At 47.6% G+C, this 18,981-nt stretch carries 16 protein-coding genes; all 16 read left to right on the top strand.

All coding sequences use genetic code 11. The features are described from left to right. The first annotated feature begins 208 nt into the window (after positions 1 to 208). Positions 209 to 1,165: an AAA family ATPase gene (locus RA178_RS08190; protein WP_028761051.1), complete on the top strand. Its 957-nt coding sequence runs from the start codon at positions 209 to 211 to the stop codon at positions 1,163 to 1,165. Positions 1,166 to 1,189: 24 nt separating this feature from the next. Next, positions 1,190 to 2,143: a DUF58 domain-containing protein gene (locus RA178_RS08185; protein WP_286993272.1), complete on the top strand. Its 954-nt coding sequence runs from the start codon at positions 1,190 to 1,192 to the stop codon at positions 2,141 to 2,143. A 2-nt stretch (positions 2,144 to 2,145) separates the two neighbouring features. Next, a complete protein-coding gene (locus RA178_RS08180; RefSeq protein WP_263190933.1) occupies positions 2,146 to 2,790 on the top strand; it encodes a DUF4381 domain-containing protein in 645 nt (214 codons plus the stop codon). Further along, positions 2,784 to 3,803, top strand: a complete 1,020-nt coding sequence (locus RA178_RS08175) for a vWA domain-containing protein (RefSeq protein WP_263190934.1) — start codon at positions 2,784 to 2,786, stop codon at positions 3,801 to 3,803. The genes RA178_RS08180 and RA178_RS08175 overlap by 7 nt, the downstream gene beginning before the upstream one ends. After that, a complete protein-coding gene (locus RA178_RS08170) occupies positions 3,803 to 5,809 on the top strand; it encodes a VWA domain-containing protein (protein WP_306685097.1) in 2,007 nt (668 codons plus the stop codon). Before RA178_RS08175 ends, RA178_RS08170 begins: the two co-directional genes overlap by 1 nt. Beyond that, positions 5,803 to 7,524, top strand: a complete 1,722-nt coding sequence (locus RA178_RS08165; protein WP_173496403.1) for a BatD family protein — start codon at positions 5,803 to 5,805, stop codon at positions 7,522 to 7,524. Before RA178_RS08170 ends, RA178_RS08165 begins: the two co-directional genes overlap by 7 nt. 72 nt (positions 7,525 to 7,596) lie before the next feature. Beyond that, positions 7,597 to 8,160, top strand: coding sequence for a sigma-70 family RNA polymerase sigma factor (locus tag RA178_RS08160; RefSeq protein ID WP_006085483.1), 564 nt, complete (start codon positions 7,597 to 7,599; stop codon positions 8,158 to 8,160). Then, complete coding sequence (locus tag RA178_RS08155) at positions 8,153 to 8,857, top strand: DUF3379 domain-containing protein (protein WP_131525286.1); 705 nt, start codon at positions 8,153 to 8,155, stop codon at positions 8,855 to 8,857. The genes RA178_RS08160 and RA178_RS08155 overlap by 8 nt, the downstream gene beginning before the upstream one ends. Positions 8,858 to 9,014: 157 nt before the next feature. After that, on the top strand, positions 9,015 to 10,466 hold the full coding sequence (gene putP / locus RA178_RS08150; RefSeq protein ID WP_028761059.1) for a sodium/proline symporter PutP: 1,452 nt from the start codon (positions 9,015 to 9,017) through the stop codon (positions 10,464 to 10,466). Between the two features lie 353 nt (positions 10,467 to 10,819). Further along, a complete protein-coding gene (locus RA178_RS08145; RefSeq protein WP_168824270.1) occupies positions 10,820 to 12,124 on the top strand; it encodes an OmpP1/FadL family transporter in 1,305 nt (434 codons plus the stop codon). A 103-nt stretch (positions 12,125 to 12,227) separates the two neighbouring features. Further along, positions 12,228 to 12,614, top strand: coding sequence for a VOC family protein (locus tag RA178_RS08140; RefSeq protein ID WP_131525289.1), 387 nt, complete (start codon positions 12,228 to 12,230; stop codon positions 12,612 to 12,614). Positions 12,615 to 12,757: 143 nt separating this feature from the next. After that, positions 12,758 to 13,474, top strand: coding sequence for an SIMPL domain-containing protein (locus RA178_RS08135; protein WP_113940700.1), 717 nt, complete (start codon positions 12,758 to 12,760; stop codon positions 13,472 to 13,474). Positions 13,475 to 13,650: 176 nt separating this feature from the next. After that, the gene (locus RA178_RS08130; protein WP_263184868.1) at positions 13,651 to 14,664 is read left to right on the top strand and encodes an efflux RND transporter periplasmic adaptor subunit; all 1,014 of its coding nucleotides are present in this window, start codon (positions 13,651 to 13,653) and stop codon (positions 14,662 to 14,664) included. Positions 14,665 to 14,700: 36 nt separating this feature from the next. Next, positions 14,701 to 17,949 carry an efflux RND transporter permease subunit gene (locus RA178_RS08125; protein WP_306685096.1) on the top strand — a complete coding sequence of 1,083 codons (3,249 nt, stop codon included), beginning with the start codon at positions 14,701 to 14,703 and terminating at the stop codon, positions 17,947 to 17,949. Positions 17,950 to 17,992: 43 nt separating this feature from the next. Next, positions 17,993 to 18,205, top strand: a complete 213-nt coding sequence (locus RA178_RS08120; RefSeq protein WP_105252075.1) for a YgaP family membrane protein — start codon at positions 17,993 to 17,995, stop codon at positions 18,203 to 18,205. 108 nt (positions 18,206 to 18,313) lie between these two features. Then, entirely contained in the window at positions 18,314 to 18,730 is a 417-nt protein-coding gene (locus RA178_RS08115) for a rhodanese-like domain-containing protein (protein ID WP_198572759.1), read from the top strand. Positions 18,731 to 18,981 lie beyond the last annotated feature (251 nt).

The raw sequence follows: 18,981 nt of genomic DNA, 5'->3' as shown, positions 1-18,981 counted from the left end.
TTTCCGTGTTTGACCCATTGTTTTACGGCGAAAAACGCCCAATAACAGGTCTGACCATTAAAGTGTGATCTGATTCTAACTTCTTGTCAGCAAGTTTTAAACACCTGTTTGTTTTTTTAACACTAGCCAAACCCTAAGGGAATTCTTTACCATAGCTGTTGTCTATAGCCCACACACGTATTTTCAACATAATAAAACGAGTAGCATCATGCCTTTGAGTCGCTTCCACGCATTACGCACTTACCTAAATAAGGTTGTTTTAGGGCAGCCAGTATTGACCGAAAATCTGCTCATTGCCTTAATTGCCAATGGCCACTTATTAGTTGAAGGACCACCGGGGCTGGCCAAGACCCGTGCAGTGAAAGCCTTATGTGACGGGGTTGAGGGCGATTTCCACCGCATTCAATTTACCCCAGATCTACTGCCCGCCGACTTAACCGGTACAGATATCTATCGCTCGCAAACTGGCACCTTCGAATTTGAAGCCGGACCGATTTTCCACAATTTAATCTTGGCGGACGAAATTAACCGTGCCCCAGCCAAAGTTCAGTCAGCCTTATTAGAAGCCATGGCCGAAGGCCAAGTCACAGTTGGTAAGCACAGCTATAAGCTACCGCCGCTGTTTTTAGTGATGGCCACCCAAAATCCATTAGAGAACGAAGGCACGTATCCGCTGCCCGAAGCACAGCTTGACCGTTTTCTGATGCACTTAAACCTTGATTACCCAAGCGGTGAGACTGAAATCGAAATTCTGCGTCAATCCCGCAAAGAAGCGCTGACCCACGAATTGCCAACCACTGAGCCGATTGCACAAGCAGATGTGTTTGCCGCCCGTGACGAAGCCATGGAAATCTATCTTGCCGAGCCGCTCGAAAAGTACATAGTCGAAATCGTGATGGCGACCCGTGAGCCTTTACGTTACAGCGAAGACTTAGCTAAGTGGCTTGAGTACGGCGTCAGCCCGCGCGCAACTATTTCATTAGAACGCTGTGCCCGCGCCCGCGCTTGGCTGCACGAGCGGGACTTTGTTTCACCGGAAGACATTCAAGCTGTTGCGCCAAATGTATTACGCCATAGACTCCTACTTAGCTACCAAGCACAGGCCGAAGGTGTCAGCCGCGATCACGTGATCAACCACATCTTAAGTCAAGTTGCAGTACCTTAACGGTGAAGATAAAGGTGAAATAAGATGAGTGACACAGCGCGACTCTCAGCCTCGGTCGATGGCTTGCCGCTTTTTGCCGATGGCTTGCATTTAACCGAGCAAGAGCTGCTGGCGTGCCAAAATATCGCCCGAGCTATGCCTGAGCGTTACAGCCGTGCTCGCGCTAATTTAGCGGGCCATCGCAGCAGCTTAATCAAAGGCCGCGGGATGGAGTTTGCCGAAGTGCGCCACTATCAACAGGGCGACGATGTGCGCACCATTGATTGGCGCGTTACCGCTCGCACGGGCAAAACCCATACGAAGTTATTTGTCGAAGAACGTGAGCGCCCTATTTTATTGTTAATCGACTTGAGCCAAAGCCTCTATTTTGGTTCGAGTTTATTGCTGCAATCGGTGCAAGCAGGACACCTTGCGGCCACCTTAGGTTGGAATGCGATTAACCATGGCGATCGGCTCGGCGCCTTGATCGCATGCGAGTCTGAGCATTTAGAGCTCAAACCCCGCAGCCGTCGTCAGGGCATATTGCAATTGATCTCAGGCCTGCGCCGTGTGCACGAAAATCAGCTCAATCATGTTGGCACTGGCCAGCGCGATCCTGACCATATCCTGCGTGCCTGTCAGCGATTACAACGTATCGCCAAACCCGGCTCCTTAGTTTGGATAGTGACAGATGGCAGCCATTTTAGTCCCCAATGTATCGCGCCTCTCACCGAGCTTAAGCGTCATTGCGATGTGGGTGCCTATCTTATTACCGATCCACTGCGTCAAGGCACACTGCCGTTACCGCACAACTTTAATTTGCCGGTACGGGATGGGGATGAGGACTTAGTGCTTACCCGCCACAGTTATCAGGCTTGGCTCGACATTCAGTTGCGTCAACAAAACAACTTTATCGCCATGATGCAGCAACTGCGCGTACGTACCCAGCTCATAGATGCGGGTGCTCCCCTAGCCCATCAATTGGAATTATTGCGTTAACTATGGATCCAGCAACAGTGAATTCAGAAATAGCAAATCCACAGGCAACAGTACCTATGCCTTCTACGGCGTCAAACCCAGCCCTTGCACAACTGCAGGATATTATTCATCCCGATCCGATCGGCGCTTGGCCTTGGGCAATCGGTTATTGGCTGGTTTTAGCACTTGTGATTGCCCTCATCACACTCTTAGTTATCTGGCTAAGAAAACGCGCCCGTGACTTAGCGCCAAAAAAAGCCGCTAAACAGTTACTCAATCAGCTCGATAGACAAGCGACTTCCTATGCCTCTGACGTCAACAGCCTATTAAAGCGCACCGCCATGACTTACCTCAGCAGAGAAGCAATAGCCTCCTTAGATGGCGAAGCTTGGGCGGCTTGGTTAGACAGCTATTTACCCGAGCATAAACGCCAACATATCGGCCCTTTGCTAGCCAAACGCCATCAGGCTACGCCATTGACCTTAGCTGAAGCCAATGAATTGCATCAACTCACACAGGCTTGGTTGGCATCGAAAGCAAAACTGAGTGCGCCTGAGCCGACTCTTGTTTTAGCTAAGGGCTACGTTCAAGCTAGTGGCGACGCTCAAGCTAAAAGCCAAGCGCCAATCCAGCCAGCTGACACCAAACAACCGGAGGCACAATGTTAACCATTGCCTGGCCTTGGCTATTGATATTACTGCCTTTACCTTTGATTTTTTGGCGCCAACACACAGTACAAGTGGATGGTGGCCGGCTGCAATTACCCGGAATAAGCCAAACAGGTAAACAAAGCTTAGCGGCCAACACGCGCCAGAGCCGCAAACGCTACTGGCTGATGTGGTGCCTGTTAGTGCTCGCTATTGCTCGTCCTCAATGGCTTGGTGAACCTATCGAACTGCCAAGCCAAGGCCGTGATTTGATGATGGCGGTGGATTTATCCGGCAGTATGCAGATTGAAGACATGGTAGTGAATGGCAAAACCGTCGACCGTTTTACCTTGATCCAACACGTGGTCAGTGACTTTATCGAGCGCCGCAAAGGCGACCGTATCGGTTTAATTCTCTTCGCCGATCACGCCTATTTACAGGCACCGCTCACCCAAGATAGACGTTCAGTGGCGCAATTTTTAAAAGAAGCACAAATTGGCTTAGTCGGTAAGCAAACCGCCATAGGTGAAGCTATCGCTCTAGCGGTAAAACGCTTCGATAAAATGGACGAGAGTAATAGAGTGTTGATTTTATTGACCGACGGCTCTAACAACGCTGGCAATATCGAACCAGAGCAAGCAGCGCAAATTGCCGCTAATCGTAAAGTTACTATTTATACGGTTGGTGTGGGCGCAGATGTAATGGAGCGCCGTACACTCTTTGGCCGCGAGCGGGTTAATCCTTCGATGGATCTGGATGAAAACCAACTTAAGCATATCGCCGACGTCACCCACGGCCGTTATTTTCGCGCCCGTAACAGCCAAGAGTTAGACCAGATTTACCAAGAAATCGATAAACTCGAACCCGTGAGTCGCGATCAATTAAGCTATCGTCCGCAGGCAGATCTGTTCTACTGGCCGCTGGCACTGGCATTACTGACGAGTCTGTGGATTGCCTTAGGTCAATTGCCACTCTTTGCAGCACGCCGCATTAAACCCTCTGTCGCAACCACTTCACAGGGGAACATCAAATAATGAGCCTACATTTTATTCGTCCCGAATGGCTACTCGCCCTAGTGCCGCTAGCCTTAGCCTTGTTGAGTTTATGGTGGCAACACGAGAGCCACAGCGCTTGGAATCGTTATATTGCGCCGCACTTAGCCAAGATATTGGTCACCCAAGGCAATAAGAAATCCCGCCGTCCGTTGCATTTATTAGCCTTAACTTGGTTGATTGCGACCTTGGCACTCGCCGGACCTGCCGTGAATAAACAATCCTTACCTGTGTTTGCCGCAGAGCAAGGCCGCGTACTGGTGATGGACATGTCCGTATCTATGTTCGCCACCGATCTTGCGCCGAATCGGTTAACCCAAGCCAAATTTAGGGCAACGGATCTCCTGCGTAATCTTAAAGAAGGTGAAACAGGTTTAGTCGCCTTTGCAGGCGATGCCTTTACTATCAGCCCATTAACCCGTGATACCGGCACATTACTCAATTTACTGCCGACGTTAAGTCCTGAGATTATGCCCGTTCGTGGTTCAAACTTAGCGGCAGGCTTGACCCAAGCCAAAACGCTACTGGCTCAGGGTGGCCATATTCGCGGTGATATTATCCTGATGACAGATGGCATCACAACAGCCCAGTTTGATGAGGCTAACTCGGCATTAAATGGCACGCAATATCGCCTCGCCGTCGTCACTTTTGGCACCAGCCAAGGCGCGCCAATCCGTCTACCCGATGGACAATTACAACGCGACAGCAGCAACGAAGTCGTTGTGGCCAGCACTGATTTCGCTCTGCTGCAAAAACTGGCCGCGAATAACAAAGGCGTTCTGATCCAGAATCGCACCGACGGTAATGATCTCGCCCAATTACAGCAATGGTTAAGCGATGCTGGCGATGCGAAAGCCACAGATCTTGATGGTGAAACTTGGCAGGATCTCGGTCCTTACCTCGCCTTATTATTACTGCTACCCGCCCTTTTCAGCTTTAGACAAGGAATCGTGGCCAGTGTTGGATTTGTCACTCTTGCTGGCAGCTTACTGCTCGCGGCTGCGCCTCAGCCTGCCCATGCCAGTATGTGGGACAATGCCTGGGACAATGTGTGGAAAACCACAGATCAACAAGCGATGCAGGCCTATCAATCCCAAGATTACGCAAACGCCGCTAAGCAGTTTGAGTCGCCCCAATGGCGAGGCAGCGCCCAATACAAAGCCGGTGATTACCAGCAAGCACTAAAAACCTTCGAGCAAGATAGCTCAGCCCAAGGCCTCTACAATCAAGGCAATGCATTGATGCAACTCGGTAAACCCGATAAGGCCAAGGAGCGCTATCAAGCCGCACTTAGAAAACAAGCCGATTTCCCTGCGGCGAAGGCCAACCTTGAACTGGCTGAAAAGTTATTGCAAGAACAGCAACAACAGCAAGGTAAAAACGAGCAACAGGATAAGAACCAAGATCAACAAGGCGATCAGCAGTCTGGCGACCAACAATCCGGTGACCAAAAATCGCAGGATAAACAGCAATCTGACCAAGATAGCGCTCAGAAAGATAAGCAAGATCAAGCGGGACAAAAGTCTCAGGATCAACAGGACGATGCCGACGCGGATCAAAGCCCTGAACAGCAAAAAACGGATGATCAACAGTCTGAGCAAGATAAGCAAAATGGCAATGCTCAGGACAAGCAGAATGAAGCTCAGCAGGAAAATGAGCCTGTAGACAATTCACCTGCAGACAATGAAGCTAAGATGCAAGCGCAGGCTAAAGCCGATGCTGAAGAGCAAAAGTCAGCTGAGCAAGAAAAGCAAAGCGTTGCCGCCAAAGAAGCTCCTGAGCAAAATGCGCAAGATAAACAAGAGGCTGCTATGAGTGAATCGGTAGAGGCACCGCCAACCAATAGCGAGCCACTGCCCGCAGAAATGCAGCGAGCACTGAGGGGCGTGAGTGAAGACCCGCAAGTGTTACTGCGCAACAAGATGCAGTTGGAATATCAAAAACGCCGTCAAAATGGCCAAATATCAAAGGATAACGAACAGTGGTGACGAGACAATTTTTTATCCTGCTACTCCTTGCCATCGGAGTGGCCCATCCCGCCTTTGCACTTAGCAAAATTGAGGCCTCGGTCGATCGCAACCCTGTGATGGAGGGCGAATACTTTGTGCTCAACATCAGTGTCGATGACGAAGTCGACACCGGAAAGCTTGACACATCCGCACTACTGAAAGATTTTATTGTCGGCCGTACTAGCGTGAGTCGCAGCACGCAAATCATGAACTTCGATGCGGTCAAAGAAACCCGCTGGCAAGTACTGCTCGCGCCAAAACAACAAGGCCAGTTAACCATTCCAGCCTTTAGTATTGACGGCGTCAGCTCATCGCCTATTCCACTCAAAGTGGTCGAAACTGGTAGCCAGCCCGCGCAAATGAACAATCTGTTCATTGACGCCAAAGTCTCGACCGACGAAGCCTATGTTGGGCAGCTCATTACCTACAAGGTGAAGCTCTATCTGGCGGTGGAATTACAAAGGGGCGTATTGAGTGCACCAGTGATCGAAGGCGCACAGATCAAACAAATCGGTGAAGATAGGGATGGTTCAGAGATAGTCGATGGCCGACGTTACCGCGTGATTGAACGCACCTATGGCATCATTCCCGATTTGCCCGGCCAAGTGAATATTAAAGGTGCAACCTTTGCTGGCGATGTGCTGGTAGAATCCCAACGCCGCGGCGGCATGTTTGGCTTTAATGAAAGCCGCCCAATGCAAGCAGGCGCGCCCTCACTGACAGTTCAAGTGAATCCCGCACCAACAAGCTTCCAAGGCCAATGGCTGGTTGCCGATTTAGTAGCGCTAAAAGAAAACTTCCCTGAGGATATTAAAAAGTTTACCGTCGGTAGCCCTATCACCCGCACTATTACACTGTTGGCTTCCAATGCCGATGAAAATAGTCTGCCTGATATAGTGCAAACTCTGCCCGATGAACTCAAGTCATACCCAGAAAAACCCCAGCGGCAGACCTTTGTGCGCGATGCACAAATTGTTTCGCAGTACAGTATTACTTCGGCAATCGTTCCCAGCAAAGCGGGCACCTTTACCTTGCCCGAAATCAAAGTGCCTTGGTGGAATCCGCGCCTTAAACGTCAAGAAACTGCAACGCTGCCCGCACGTACCATAATCGTTGAAGGTGGTGCTGTCAGTGATACGCCAGCTCAACCAACATGGGAAACCAACTCCGCGGCCGATAAGGGCTGGTCTTGGCTAACCACTGTTTTTGCTGCGCTATGGCTGGTCACTCTAGTCGCTTGGATTATCACCTTAGTCGCTTGGCGCCGCGCCTTAAAAAATCAAACGGCCGCCCCAATTGCAGTAAACTCTTCAATCAGTTCAGCACAATCAGTGACTGCCTCCGGCTTGAAAGGATTAGAGCAAGCCTGCGCCAGTGGCGATGTAAGCCGAATTATGTTGCAATTGCAGCGATCTTTCAGTGAGTTACAGCAAACGCCTATGACATTAGATAAGATTGCTGAGCAGTCACCGCAACTGGCAGCAGCGATACAGCAACTGCAAATCAAAGCCTACAGTGCGAAGGCCGATAAGAGCCACCATACTGACAGTGCTAATACGAGCAGTGCGAATTCTAACAATACAAATAGCCACTTAAGCGCCGAATGTACCGCCTTACTTAACGCGGTTAAGGCCTGTGAGCATAAACATTCAAACCCAAAATCAGCGCCATTAAGCCCACTGAATCCTAAATAAATGATGGGGTTAATGACAAAGAAGCGAGTGCTACCATGCTAAATATTCCGCCAAAAAGCCCAAAGATAAAAAATGTTTGCTAACTGGCGCAAGAAATCCGTCGAGCCCGCGGTCTCTTCTGACATGCTAAGCAAACAACGACGATACAACAGCCTAGTCAAGGCGCTACATGCAGACATTTTCCGCTACGCCTATTGGTTATGCGGCGATAAGCACGTGGCTGAAGACATTACCCAAGAAACCTTCTTGCGGGCGTGGCGCTCTTTGGATTCCCTCAAGGATGATAAAGCGGCGAAAGCTTGGCTGATCACGATTCTTAGGCGTGAAAATGCGCGGCGTTTCGAGCGTAAACAGTTCGATTATTCCGACGTTGAGCAAGATACCTTAGAGGACAATATCTCCAATAGCAGTGAAGAGCAGACCGAGCAATATCTGATCCGTCGACAAATTGGCAAGCTGGATATCGAATACCGTGAACCACTCTTACTCCAGCTCATTGGTGGCTTTAGCGGCGATGAAATCGCCGAGCTGATGGAGCTCAATCGCAACACCGTAATGACGCGTTTATTTCGGGCGAGGAGCCAATTGAAAGAATTACTTGAGAAGAATGATGTGAGAGGTCAATCCAATGGATGAGCTTAAATTTAGACGTCAAGCTTATGAAGATCCTCATAATCAAGATGCTGACTTTCTGGCGCAGATCAATGCCAAGCCAGAAAACCAAGCCCTAATCAATGAGCTTAAAAACCTTGATGCCAAACTGAGCAACGCATTGAAAGTAGATGTGGCTGAGGATCTCGCCGACAAACTCATTTTGCGTCAGCAGTTACAACAGCACCATAAACAGCGCCGGCAAACGTTTTTTTTAGTGGCCATGGCAGCCTCGGTTGCGTTTGTGGTAGGGATCAGCTTCAGCCTATTACGCTTAGGGCCTATTGATTTGGCTGAACATGCACTGGCCCATGTCTACCATGAAGATATTGCCTTGCATGTCGATCAAAATGTCAATTTTAGTCAAGTCAATGCCCAGCTTGCGTCGATAAAAGACTTTGGCAATGCCAAATTTACCCAACAACCGGGCAAAGTGTATTACACCTCTTATTGCGATTTTCAAGGGGTAAAAAGCCTGCACTTAGTACTTCAGGGCGAACAAAGTAAGGTGACACTCTTTATCGTGCCACTCGAGAAACGTATGGTGTTGGATAAAACCTTCGCCGACGGTAAATATCAAGGGATGGGCTTTGAAACGCCCGATGCATTTATTTTGCTCATAGGTGAGGATCAAGCTGACCTTAGCTATATAAAAGACGAAATCAAGAATATATTTATTTAAGCTATTGTTATAATTTGCATTTAAAAATCAATCTCCGATATTTTCATGTTATCGGAGGTTAGATTTCAATCACACTTACATCTGCTAATGGGCGCACGTTCAAACATCTGGTAGCATGCTTGCCACTTTTAATAATAAAAAGATGGGAAAAGGCAAGATGACGATTGAAACCCCGATTTTAATCACATTTGTTGGTTACTTAGTATTGATGATGGGCATAGGTTTTTGGGCTTACCGTGCTACCGATACTGTTGATGATTATATTTTAGGTGGCCGCAAAATGGGCCCCGCAGTGACCGCACTCAGCGTGGGTGCATCTGACATGTCAGGTTGGCTGTTACTGGGGTTACCCGGCGCAGTTTACTTAAGCGGCTTAGGTGCAGCCTGGATTGGCGTAGGATTAATTATTGGTGCTTGGCTAAACTGGTTATTTGTTGCCAAGCGACTGCGCATTTATACCCAACTCGCCGATAACGCCCTCACTTTACCGGATTTTTTCGAGAAACGTTTCCACGATACCCAAGGCTATCTCAAGCTCGTTTCCGCAATCACTATTCTGGTGTTTTTTACTTTCTATGCCTCCTCTGGCATGGTCGGTGGCGCGATTTTGTTTGAGAAGGTCTTTGGGCTTGATTACACCGCAGCCCTCGTGATTGGCTCGGCCATCATAGTCGGTTACACCTTTATTGGCGGTTTCTTTGCCGTGTGTTGGACTGACTTTTTCCAAGGCAGTTTAATGCTCATCGCCCTATTGATTGTCCCTTTCGCCGTTTTCGCTCACCCCGAAAGCCATGCAGGTATTGAAACGATCGATCCCGCGATGTTGGCATTGGTCAATGACAAAACCACTGCCATCGGCATGTTATCTTTGCTCGCATGGGGCCTAGGTTATTTTGGTCAGCCACATATTTTGTCGCGTTTTATGGCGATAGGCAGTGCCGATGCCCTGCCCTTGTCACGCCGTATTGCCATGAGCTGGATGGTGTTATCTCTCATTGGCGCATTAGCCACAGGTATCGCAGGCTCGCTCTATTTCGCCAAAGAGCCATTAGCCAATTCTGAAACAGTGTTTATCCATTTAGCTCAAGCGGCGTTTAACCCATGGATTGGTGGGCTATTAATCGCCGCTATTTTATCGGCAATCATGAGTACTATCGACTCACAGCTCTTAGTCTGCTCAAGTGTCATCACCGAAGATTTCTACCGTAAATGGTTGCGCCCAAAGGCCGATGATCGCGAGCTAATGATGGTAGGTCGTTTAGGCGTACTCGCTATCGCTGTGATTGCAGGTGTGATTGCCCTCAATCCTGAAAGTAGCGTGCTCAGCCTAGTAAGTTATGCTTGGGCTGGCTTTGGTGCGGCCTTTGGTCCCGTAGTCTTGTTATCCCTGTTTTGGAAGCAATATAGCCGTAATGGCGCTATCGCCACTATTATTGTCGGTGCATTAACCGTGGTGATTTGGAAGCAACTCACTGGTGGCATTTTTGAAGTATATGAAATCCTTCCTGGATTTATATTCGCGACTATTGCGGGTATTTTAGTCAGTAAATTCTCTGCTCCAAGTGAAAAAGTAACGATAGAGTTCGAACAATTTAAGTCTGCACTCTAATCTAGATATGCTTCCATATGTTTAAAAGCGCACAAGTGTGCGCTTTTTACATTTTGTATCCTTTTAAATACCCTACACACCATTACAAACCGTTAACTTTAATTGAAACCCATAGCAGCACCCAAAGCCCTTCATATCAAGCATCTGGCCAGACCATTCAAGCATACTAAAGTATCACTCTTGTTTTAAAGACTTTTAATTAACTGAAAATTAACATTTTTCACTTCTGGTCGGACTTGTTGAGGGTACATTGAATCCATAAGATGCCGGAGACTAATAAATGGATTTAAATACTTTCGGCGGACTAGGACCGAATAAAAATCCAATACTTATAAAAAATAGAGAGAATAATAATGAAAACATTCAACAAGACACTCATTGCCGTTTCTGTCGCATTAGCAAGCACACAAACCTTAGCCGCAGGCTTCCAATTGAACAGCCAATCTGCAACAGGTATTGGCCGTGCATTCTCAGGTGATGCTGTTATCGCCGATAATGCCTCTGTTTTATCTCGTAACCCAGCAGCTATGGCTTTATTTGATGAGAAAGCCCTCTCATTCGGCGTAACCTATGCCGATATCAGCGTTACTGTTAAAGACGTTGAAAAAGCTGGCACGCCAATTAGCTTTGGTAGCGAACACGATGCTGCCGACAGTAAAGTGATCCCAAACTTTTACTACATTCAACCGCTAAACGATCAATGGGCTTTTGGTCTAGCCGCATTCAGTAACTTTGGTACAGGCACAGATACCACCGCATTAGCAAATAATGCCGTCACAATCCCAGGCATGGGTACAGTACCTGCGCCAGTGGATTTACTCGGTAATACCGAAGTCGTCACCATGAACTTCAATGCGAGCTTATCCTATCGTTTCAACGATCAATTTAGCGTCGGTGCAGGTCTCGATTTAATCTATGGTCAAGGTAAACTGAGCCGAGAAGGTAACTTACCTATCGGTCCTAACAGCGCTATGGTTAATGCTAATCTAGTCGATGTTGATGCTGATGGTTTTGCCGTAGGCGGAATTATTGGTGCTGTGTATGAGTTCAATAAAGACAACCGCATTGGTGCCAGCTACCGCCTGAGCCCAGATTTCAAAGCGACTGGAGATATCAACACTCTGAATACTCAATTAGGTAAAGTGGTTTCCTTTGATGAAATCAATATCCCATTACCAGATATTTTCCAAGTTGCGGGTTTCCATCAGTTAACAGAGAAGTTTGCTATTCACTACACTGCCCAGTTATCAACTTGGGGTGACTTTGATCAGATCACATTGACTGATGGCACTGTAGGTGGCACACCAGTCGTTAGCAGCGCGCCATTAAAACAATACGTATGGGATGACTCGTGGTTATTCAGCGTAGGTGGTACTTATACGATTAATGATAAGTGGACTGCCCGTGCAGGTTACATGCATGACCAAGGAGTTGTGAATGATATCAGCTCAATTTCAATCCCTGATTCGAACCGTAATTGGTTTACTGCAGGTTTAAGCTATAACCTGAGCACTCATTCAACTGTGGATATGGGTCTTGCCTTCGTTCGCGGTGAAGATACTGAAGTATTAGAACACAGCGCAATCATTGGCGACGTGATTGCCCATACTCGCTCTGATGCTGTGTACTACTCAGTTCAATACAGCTACCAGTTCTAAGCTAAACGCTTAACCCCAAAAGCCGCATTTTTTGCGGCTTTTTTGTATCTTAAGCATTTATTGCCTAAAGTTAATTCATACTCCTGTAAACGCAGCTACGGCTATGGCTAAAGTCATTGGACTCGGTGGAATTTTCTTTAAAAGTGTCGATCCCGTTGCCTTGGCAACTTGGTACAAAACCCATCTTCAAGTCCCCATTGAAAACTGGGGCGGCGCCGCGTTTTATCACACAGATAAATCAACTCTTGGCTACCATGTTTGGACCCCTTTCGCCCATAGCACGGACTATTTCGCCCCCTCAGATAAAGGGTTTATGTTCAACTTTGTCGTTGACGATCTAGAGCAAGCCCTAGTACAAGTAGAGCAAGGTGGCGGTCAACCGATTGGTGGTATTGAAAATTCAGAATTTGGCCGCTTTGGCTGGTTTATTGACCCTGATGGCAATAAAGTCGAATTATGGCAGCCAAGCGCCATCCCTCCTGAAAAATAAATGCTTTAAACAGATATTTCCAAACTCATATCTCAACATAATCTCCCCTGCCTTAAGCGGCATCTATTCCGAATAAACCCAGTGCATGACTGAGGTTTATTCGGTATCGTAGACTGAGTTCATCTAATCAAGAGATTCTTTTTATGGAAAAAAGTAACATCCTTCCTGCCCTGCTGTTAGGTGGTTTCCTTTGCGCTGGGCTTGTTTATGTAGGCCAGACAGCAAGCTCAGCACTATTGCAAATGAAAGCCATGGAACGCACTGTCACGGTAAAGGGCTTAGCGGAAAAAGAAGTCAAAGCCAATGTGGCAATTTGGCCAATCAATTTCACTGAGGTCGATAACAATCTGCCTAAACTCTATGAGACGGTTCAGCAAAAAACCGATCGTGTTGTAGCGTTTTTAAAGGAACAAGGCTTTAGCGACAGCGAAATTACTGTCTCTTTGCCTTCAATTGAAGATCGCCAAGCCCAAGGTTATGTCGATCCCAACGTCAGATACCGTTACTCGGCAAAAGTGAACCTATCGGTTTATACCCCACAGATTGATCTCATGCTGAACACTCGTAAACAAATGATTAACTTAGTAAAAGAAGGCATAGCGATCGCCAGCCAAGATTATGATAATCGCACTGAGTTTCTGTTTACCGATCTCAACTCAGTCAAACCTGTCATGGTGCAAGAAGCCACTCAAAATGCCCGCGAAGTGGCTGAAAAATTTGCTAAGGATTCGGATTCTCGCCTCGGAAAAATTAAAAGTGCGAGTCAAGGCCAGTTCACTATTTCTGACCGCGACAGCAGCACGCCTTACATTAAACAAATTCGCATCGTTTCCACACTAACCTATTATTTAAATGACTAAATTTTAGGCTTAATTTGAAGCTCTGAAGCACGAGGAATAAGGCGCTATAGGCCTTATTCCTCATTCCTAAATTAGGTAAAAACACTACATTAAATTTTTCTAATAAATATTGATTGCCTATTGAAAACAACTCCATTAGAATTTTCTCATAAATTACATCTGGGGTGATATAAGTTATGACATCAATTTCTCGTGCTTTTTTCTTACTGCTTGCACTTTCCAGTACTCAAGCTCAGGCTGCCTCAGTCGAAACCATCGAAGTCTTAAATAAACCCTATCCGAATTGGGTCACCTTAGACGCCACCATTGAAGCAGTAAAAGCAGCGACGGTATCGGCGCAAACCTCTGGCCGTATTGTCAAACTCAACTACGATGTTAACGATGTCGTCCCCGAAGGAGCCGCCCTACTGGAAATTACCAGTAAAGAGCAAGGCGCTGAACTGGCAAGCTTTGAGGCTGATCTAGCCAAAGCGAAGGCTTTAAATGTCGAAGCTCAGGCACAATACAAACGTTATAAAGAGCTATTTCCCCAAGGCGCGATTTCTAAGGGCGCGATGGATGAAGCCACCGCCAATGCTAAAGCAACAGAACAAGCCGTCAGTGCAGCACAAGCCCGTGTCATCAAAGCCAACGAATCCCTAAAATACACTGTCGTTTCAGCGCCTTTTAGTGGCATAGTCACTGAGCGTTTTGTCGAACTTGGCGAAACAGTAAGCCCAGGACAAGCACTACTTTCAGGGTTTTCCGCGAGTCAAATGCGCGCCATTACCCAAGTGCCACAGCGTTATATTAACCAACTTAAAAATTCCCCCAAATTTCTCGTCCGTTTAAGTGATGGGCGCGAGTTCACCTCAACTGACCTCACGATTTTCAGTTTCGCCGATCCCGTCAGCCACAGTTATCAAGTGCGAATTAATCTGCCAGAAAATGAAGCCAATCTTCAACCCGGTACTTGGGCAAAAGCTTCCTTTAAAAATGGCGATCGGGAAAAAATCCAACTGCCCGCCTCTGCACTGCTCACAATGAACGAACTGAGCAGTGTTTACCTTAAACAAGGCGAAGCCTTTGTGCTGACCCAAGTCCGTGTCACTGAGCCCTTAGATGGCGAGGTAGAAGTGCTTGCGGGCCTTAAGTCGGGTGACAAGGTGGCCGTTGATGCCTACCAAGTGTTGCTCAGCAAGAAGCAATAAATTCCCTAGCGACTTAAGCTTTGTCGAGGTTGTTTTATGAAACATGCTCCAGTACCACAAACCACACTTGGGATTTCCGGACGAATTGCCGCTGCCTTTCAAAATAGCGCCATCACGCCGCTATTAGCACTTCTCGGGCTCTTACTTGGCTTATTCGCCATTTTGGTGACACCAAAAGAAGAAGAGCCACAAATTGATGTCACCTTTGCCGATGTGTTTATCCCTTTTCCCGGCGCGACACCCACGGAAGTTGAAAACTTAGTCACCCTGCCAGCGGAACAAGTGATCTCCGAAATCAAAGGCATAGATACTCTGTACTCGTTCTCCCAACCCGATGGCGCGCTGATCATCGTCATCTTTAAGGTCGGTGTTGCGCGCAATGATGCCATCGTCAGCCTATACAACCAGATTTATTCCAACATGGATAAATTACCAAGGGGCGCTGGCGTGGGTGAACCGCTAATTAAACCCCGCGGCATCGATGATGTGCCCATTGTCAGTTTGACCTTATGGTCAAAGGACAGGCAAGTGTCTGCTGAGCAGCTAACCCATGTCGCCCTTGGATTAGAAACTGAAATTAAGCGTATTCCCGGCACTCGCGAAATCGATACCGTTGGCCAGCACGATATGGTGGCCAACATACGTATCGATCCCGCCAAGATGAACAGCTTTAATCTGACCTACGATAAGTTAAGACAAAGCCTGAATGACAATAATATGGTCTCTATGCCTGCATCCTTAGTGCAAGGCAATCAAGAGATTAAAGTTCAGGCTGGGCAGTTTTTACAATCCATCGACGATCTCAAGCAATTAGTCGTCAGTGTCTATCAAGATAAACAAGGCAAGACTATTCCGATTTATTTGGCGGATATTGCCGAAATCAGCTTAAAAAGTGATATCCCTAAACAGAGCGTTTGGCACGCAGATAAAACCGACATTTATCCCGCCGTCACAATCGCAATTGGTAAACAAGCAGGCCAAAATGCCGTCGACATCGCCGACAGTGTGATTGAGCGGATTGCTAAGGTCGACAATGTGTTGATCCCGGCAAATGTCGAAGTCACAGTGTCACGTAACTATGGCGAAACCGCGGCGGATAAATCTAACACCCTTATTTTAAAACTGATTTTTGCCACCAGCGCCGTAGTCGTACTGGTCTTTTTAACCATGGGCGCACGCGAATCCTTAGTCGTAGGTGTGGCCATTATTATCACGCTGGCGATCACCCTTTTCGCCTCTTGGGCGTGGGGATTTACCTTAAACCGCGTGTCCTTGTTCGCCTTGATTTTCTCCATCGGTATCTTGGTCGACGATGCCATAGTCGTAGTAGAAAACATCCACCGGCATATGGCGCTCGGCAAAAAGTCCTTTAGTGAGCTTATTCCTGTGGCGGTCGATGAAGTCGGTGGCCCGACGATTCTGGCGACATTTACAGTTATAGCAGCCTTGCTACCTATGGCTTTTGTATCGGGCTTAATGGGGCCTTACATGAGCCCAATCCCCATCAACGCCAGTATGGGCATGTTAATTTCCCTCGTTGTGGCATTTGTGGTCACTCCTTGGCTCAGTCGTAAACTGCTGAAACATAATGACCAACACGATACTGCCCAAGCCTCGCACGAGGATGAAGCTGAAACTAAGATGGTGCGCCTCTTTACTCACTTAATTGGTCCTTTCCTGCTGGGTAAAAATGCCCGTAAGGCAAGAGTGGGACTGGCTGCCGGCGTATTTGTGTTAATCGGCATCGCCGTCGCGCTCCCTGTCGGTCAGCTCGTGGTGCTTAAAATGCTGCCCTTCGATAATAAGTCCGAGTTTCAAGTGATGGTGGACATGCCAGAAGGCACTCCCGTAGAGCAAACACAAAGAGTATTGCAGGATTTGAGTCGCTACCTAACAACCGTCCCTGAAGTCAAGCATCTGCAATTGTATGCGGGCACTAACGCGCCAATGAACTTTAATGGCTTAGTGCGCCACTATTTCCTGCGTCACAGCCAAGAGCTTGGCGACATCCAAGTGAACCTAGTGGATAAGAAACACCGCAAGCGCGACAGCCACAGCATAGCGGTATCAGTGCGAGACGAACTGCAGCAAATTGGCGAGCAATATCAAGCCAATATCAAAGTGGTTGAAGTGCCACCAGGGCCGCCAGTGTGGTCGCCGCTGGTTGCAGAAGTGTATGGCCCAAGTCCCGCTATTCGCGAGCAAGCCGCATATGAGATGCAGGCGCTGTTCCATGAAACCAAAGACGTGGTCGATATCGATATTTTCTTGCCCGCCGCCCAGCAAAAATGGCAAGTGATGATCGACCGCAGTAAAGCCAGCCTGATGGCCGTACCCTACAGCAATATTGTCGACTTGATTGCCACCTCCGTTGGCGGCAAAGATGTGAGTTATTTACATCAAGCCCAGCAAAAACAACCGATACCGATCCGCCTGCAATTAAACGAAGGTGCGAAAGTCGATTTAGAGCAAGTGCTGAATATGAAGTTACTGAGCCAAACGGGGCAATCTGTGCCTGTGTCTGAGCTAGTTACCATCAAACGCGGCAAAATCGATGCACCGATTATCCATAAGAATATGATCCCTATGATCATGGTCGTCGCCGATATGTCGGGGCCACTGGACAGCCCACTCTACGGCATGTTCGACATGGCGGGTAAAATTGATGGCGCCGATGGCTTAGGGTTTGATCAACATTATATTCACCAACCCACAGGGCTAGACTCGGTCGCCGTGTTGTGGGATGGCGAGTGGAAAATCACCTACGAAACCTTTAGAGACATGGGCATCGCCTATGCGGTCGGCATGATCGCCATTTATCTCTTGGTAGTGGCACAGTTTAGATCGTATCTCGTGCCGCTCATCATCATGGCACCAATTCCACTGACTGTGATTGGCGTAATGCCTGGACATGCCCTGCTCGGTGCCCAATTCACGGCAACGTCCATGATAGGCATGATAGCGCTGGCGGGGATTATTGTGCGTAACTCGATATTATTGGTCGATTTTATTAATCAAGAAACCGCATCCGGCGTGCCCTTTGAGCGGGCAGTGATCCACTCTGGTGCCGTGCGAGCTAAACCTATCATGCTGACTGCATTTGCAGCCATGATAGGGGCATTGTTTATTCTTGATGATCCGATTTTCAATGGCTTAGCGATCAGTCTGATCTTTGGTATTTTTATCTCGACCATACTGACCTTAGTTGTCATCCCTGTGCTGTACTACACGGCCATGAAAAACCGTATGAATACTGTTCAGATACAAACACAAACACAAAACTAACCACAACAAAGGCCATCACCAAGATGGCTTCAAGGAGTAAGGTATGTCATTAGAACGCAGTATTATGGCTTTTGCCGGATTGATGGTGTTACTGTCACTGGTGTTAACCGCCTATGTGCACCACAACTTTCTGTGGTTAACCGCATTTGTTGGCGCTAACCTATTCCAAAGTGCTTTTACCGGTTTTTGCCCTGCCGCCATGGTTTTACGCAAATTGGGTGTAAAATCAGAGGCTGAAATTGCTAAACAAAGCTAAGCCACATAAAGTCACTACTTAAGAGTTAAGATAAGAGTTAAGAGTTAGGTGAGCAAGTACACGCTTGGCTAATACAAGCGTGCCAAAAAGCCGTCAAGGAGAGATAAAGTGACCCACAACCTCGTAACCCGTGGCCAAAGCCTAATGCGCTTAGCCCTATTAAGCTTGCAATCACTGGTACTCATGCCACTGCTGCTAATGCCCATGATAGCCAGCGCCGCCGACCAAGATCCTGCAATCGCATGGGATAAAATTGCCGCAGGCGCTATGGTGCTCGATGTTAGAACGCCTGAAGAATTTGCCGAAGGTCATTTAGCGAATGCGGTCAATATTCCCTTTGAGCAAGTGACAGAGGAGTTTGCTAAGCGTGGCATCGCCAAAGATGCTCCCGTCGTCTTGTATTGCCGCAGCGGCCGTCGTAGCAGTATTGCGACCGAAGCCTTAGTCGCTGCCGGATACACCCAAACCTATAATGGTGGCGGTTACTCCACCTTAGTTGAGGCGCAAAAAACACCCGCTAAGTAATTTACTACCATCAAATTGGCTCTAGTGTGGGGAAGTAAGGATAAATCACTTAAATACTGTCACCTAACTCTAGTCATTCAAGGTTTAACAGCTAAAAGCGCCCTAGGGCGCTTTTTTATTGTCTAAATAGAATATCGAAATTAAGCAGAGGTAAATAAGTAAGCACCTACCCACAATCATTTTTGAAGAGACACATAATCCATCCTAAAAATGAGTGGCAGATTTAAAAACACAAAAAGATGTCGTTAACC

This window comes from Shewanella oncorhynchi, assembly GCF_030848765.1.
GTDB classification, from domain to species: domain Bacteria; phylum Pseudomonadota; class Gammaproteobacteria; order Enterobacterales; family Shewanellaceae; genus Shewanella; species Shewanella oncorhynchi.
Note: the sequence above shows the minus strand (reverse complement) of the source record. Positions and strands in the feature narration are given on the sequence as shown.

Excerpts from the sequence above, each read along its gene's own strand:
- RA178_RS08170 (WP_306685097.1), top strand. The coding sequence starts at position 3,803 with ATGAGCCTACATTTTATTCGTCCCGAATGGCTACTCGCCCTAGTGCCG.
- RA178_RS08155 (WP_131525286.1), top strand. The coding sequence starts at position 8,153 with ATGGATGAGCTTAAATTTAGACGTCAAGCTTATGAAGATCCTCATAAT.
- RA178_RS08120 (WP_105252075.1), top strand. The coding sequence starts at position 17,993 with ATGTCATTAGAACGCAGTATTATGGCTTTTGCCGGATTGATGGTGTTA.
- RA178_RS08125 (WP_306685096.1), top strand. The coding sequence starts at position 14,701 with ATGAAACATGCTCCAGTACCACAAACCACACTTGGGATTTCCGGACGA.
- RA178_RS08145 (WP_168824270.1), top strand. The coding sequence starts at position 10,820 with ATGAAAACATTCAACAAGACACTCATTGCCGTTTCTGTCGCATTAGCA.
- RA178_RS08135 (WP_113940700.1), top strand. The coding sequence starts at position 12,758 with ATGGAAAAAAGTAACATCCTTCCTGCCCTGCTGTTAGGTGGTTTCCTT.
- RA178_RS08175 (WP_263190934.1), top strand. The coding sequence starts at position 2,784 with ATGTTAACCATTGCCTGGCCTTGGCTATTGATATTACTGCCTTTACCT.
- RA178_RS08160 (WP_006085483.1), top strand. The coding sequence starts at position 7,597 with ATGTTTGCTAACTGGCGCAAGAAATCCGTCGAGCCCGCGGTCTCTTCT.
- RA178_RS08185 (WP_286993272.1), top strand. The coding sequence starts at position 1,190 with ATGAGTGACACAGCGCGACTCTCAGCCTCGGTCGATGGCTTGCCGCTT.
- RA178_RS08190 (WP_028761051.1), top strand. The coding sequence starts at position 209 with ATGCCTTTGAGTCGCTTCCACGCATTACGCACTTACCTAAATAAGGTT.
- putP (WP_028761059.1), top strand. The coding sequence starts at position 9,015 with ATGACGATTGAAACCCCGATTTTAATCACATTTGTTGGTTACTTAGTA.
- RA178_RS08180 (WP_263190933.1), top strand. The coding sequence starts at position 2,146 with ATGGATCCAGCAACAGTGAATTCAGAAATAGCAAATCCACAGGCAACA.
- RA178_RS08130 (WP_263184868.1), top strand. The coding sequence starts at position 13,651 with ATGACATCAATTTCTCGTGCTTTTTTCTTACTGCTTGCACTTTCCAGT.
- RA178_RS08140 (WP_131525289.1), top strand. The coding sequence starts at position 12,228 with ATGGCTAAAGTCATTGGACTCGGTGGAATTTTCTTTAAAAGTGTCGAT.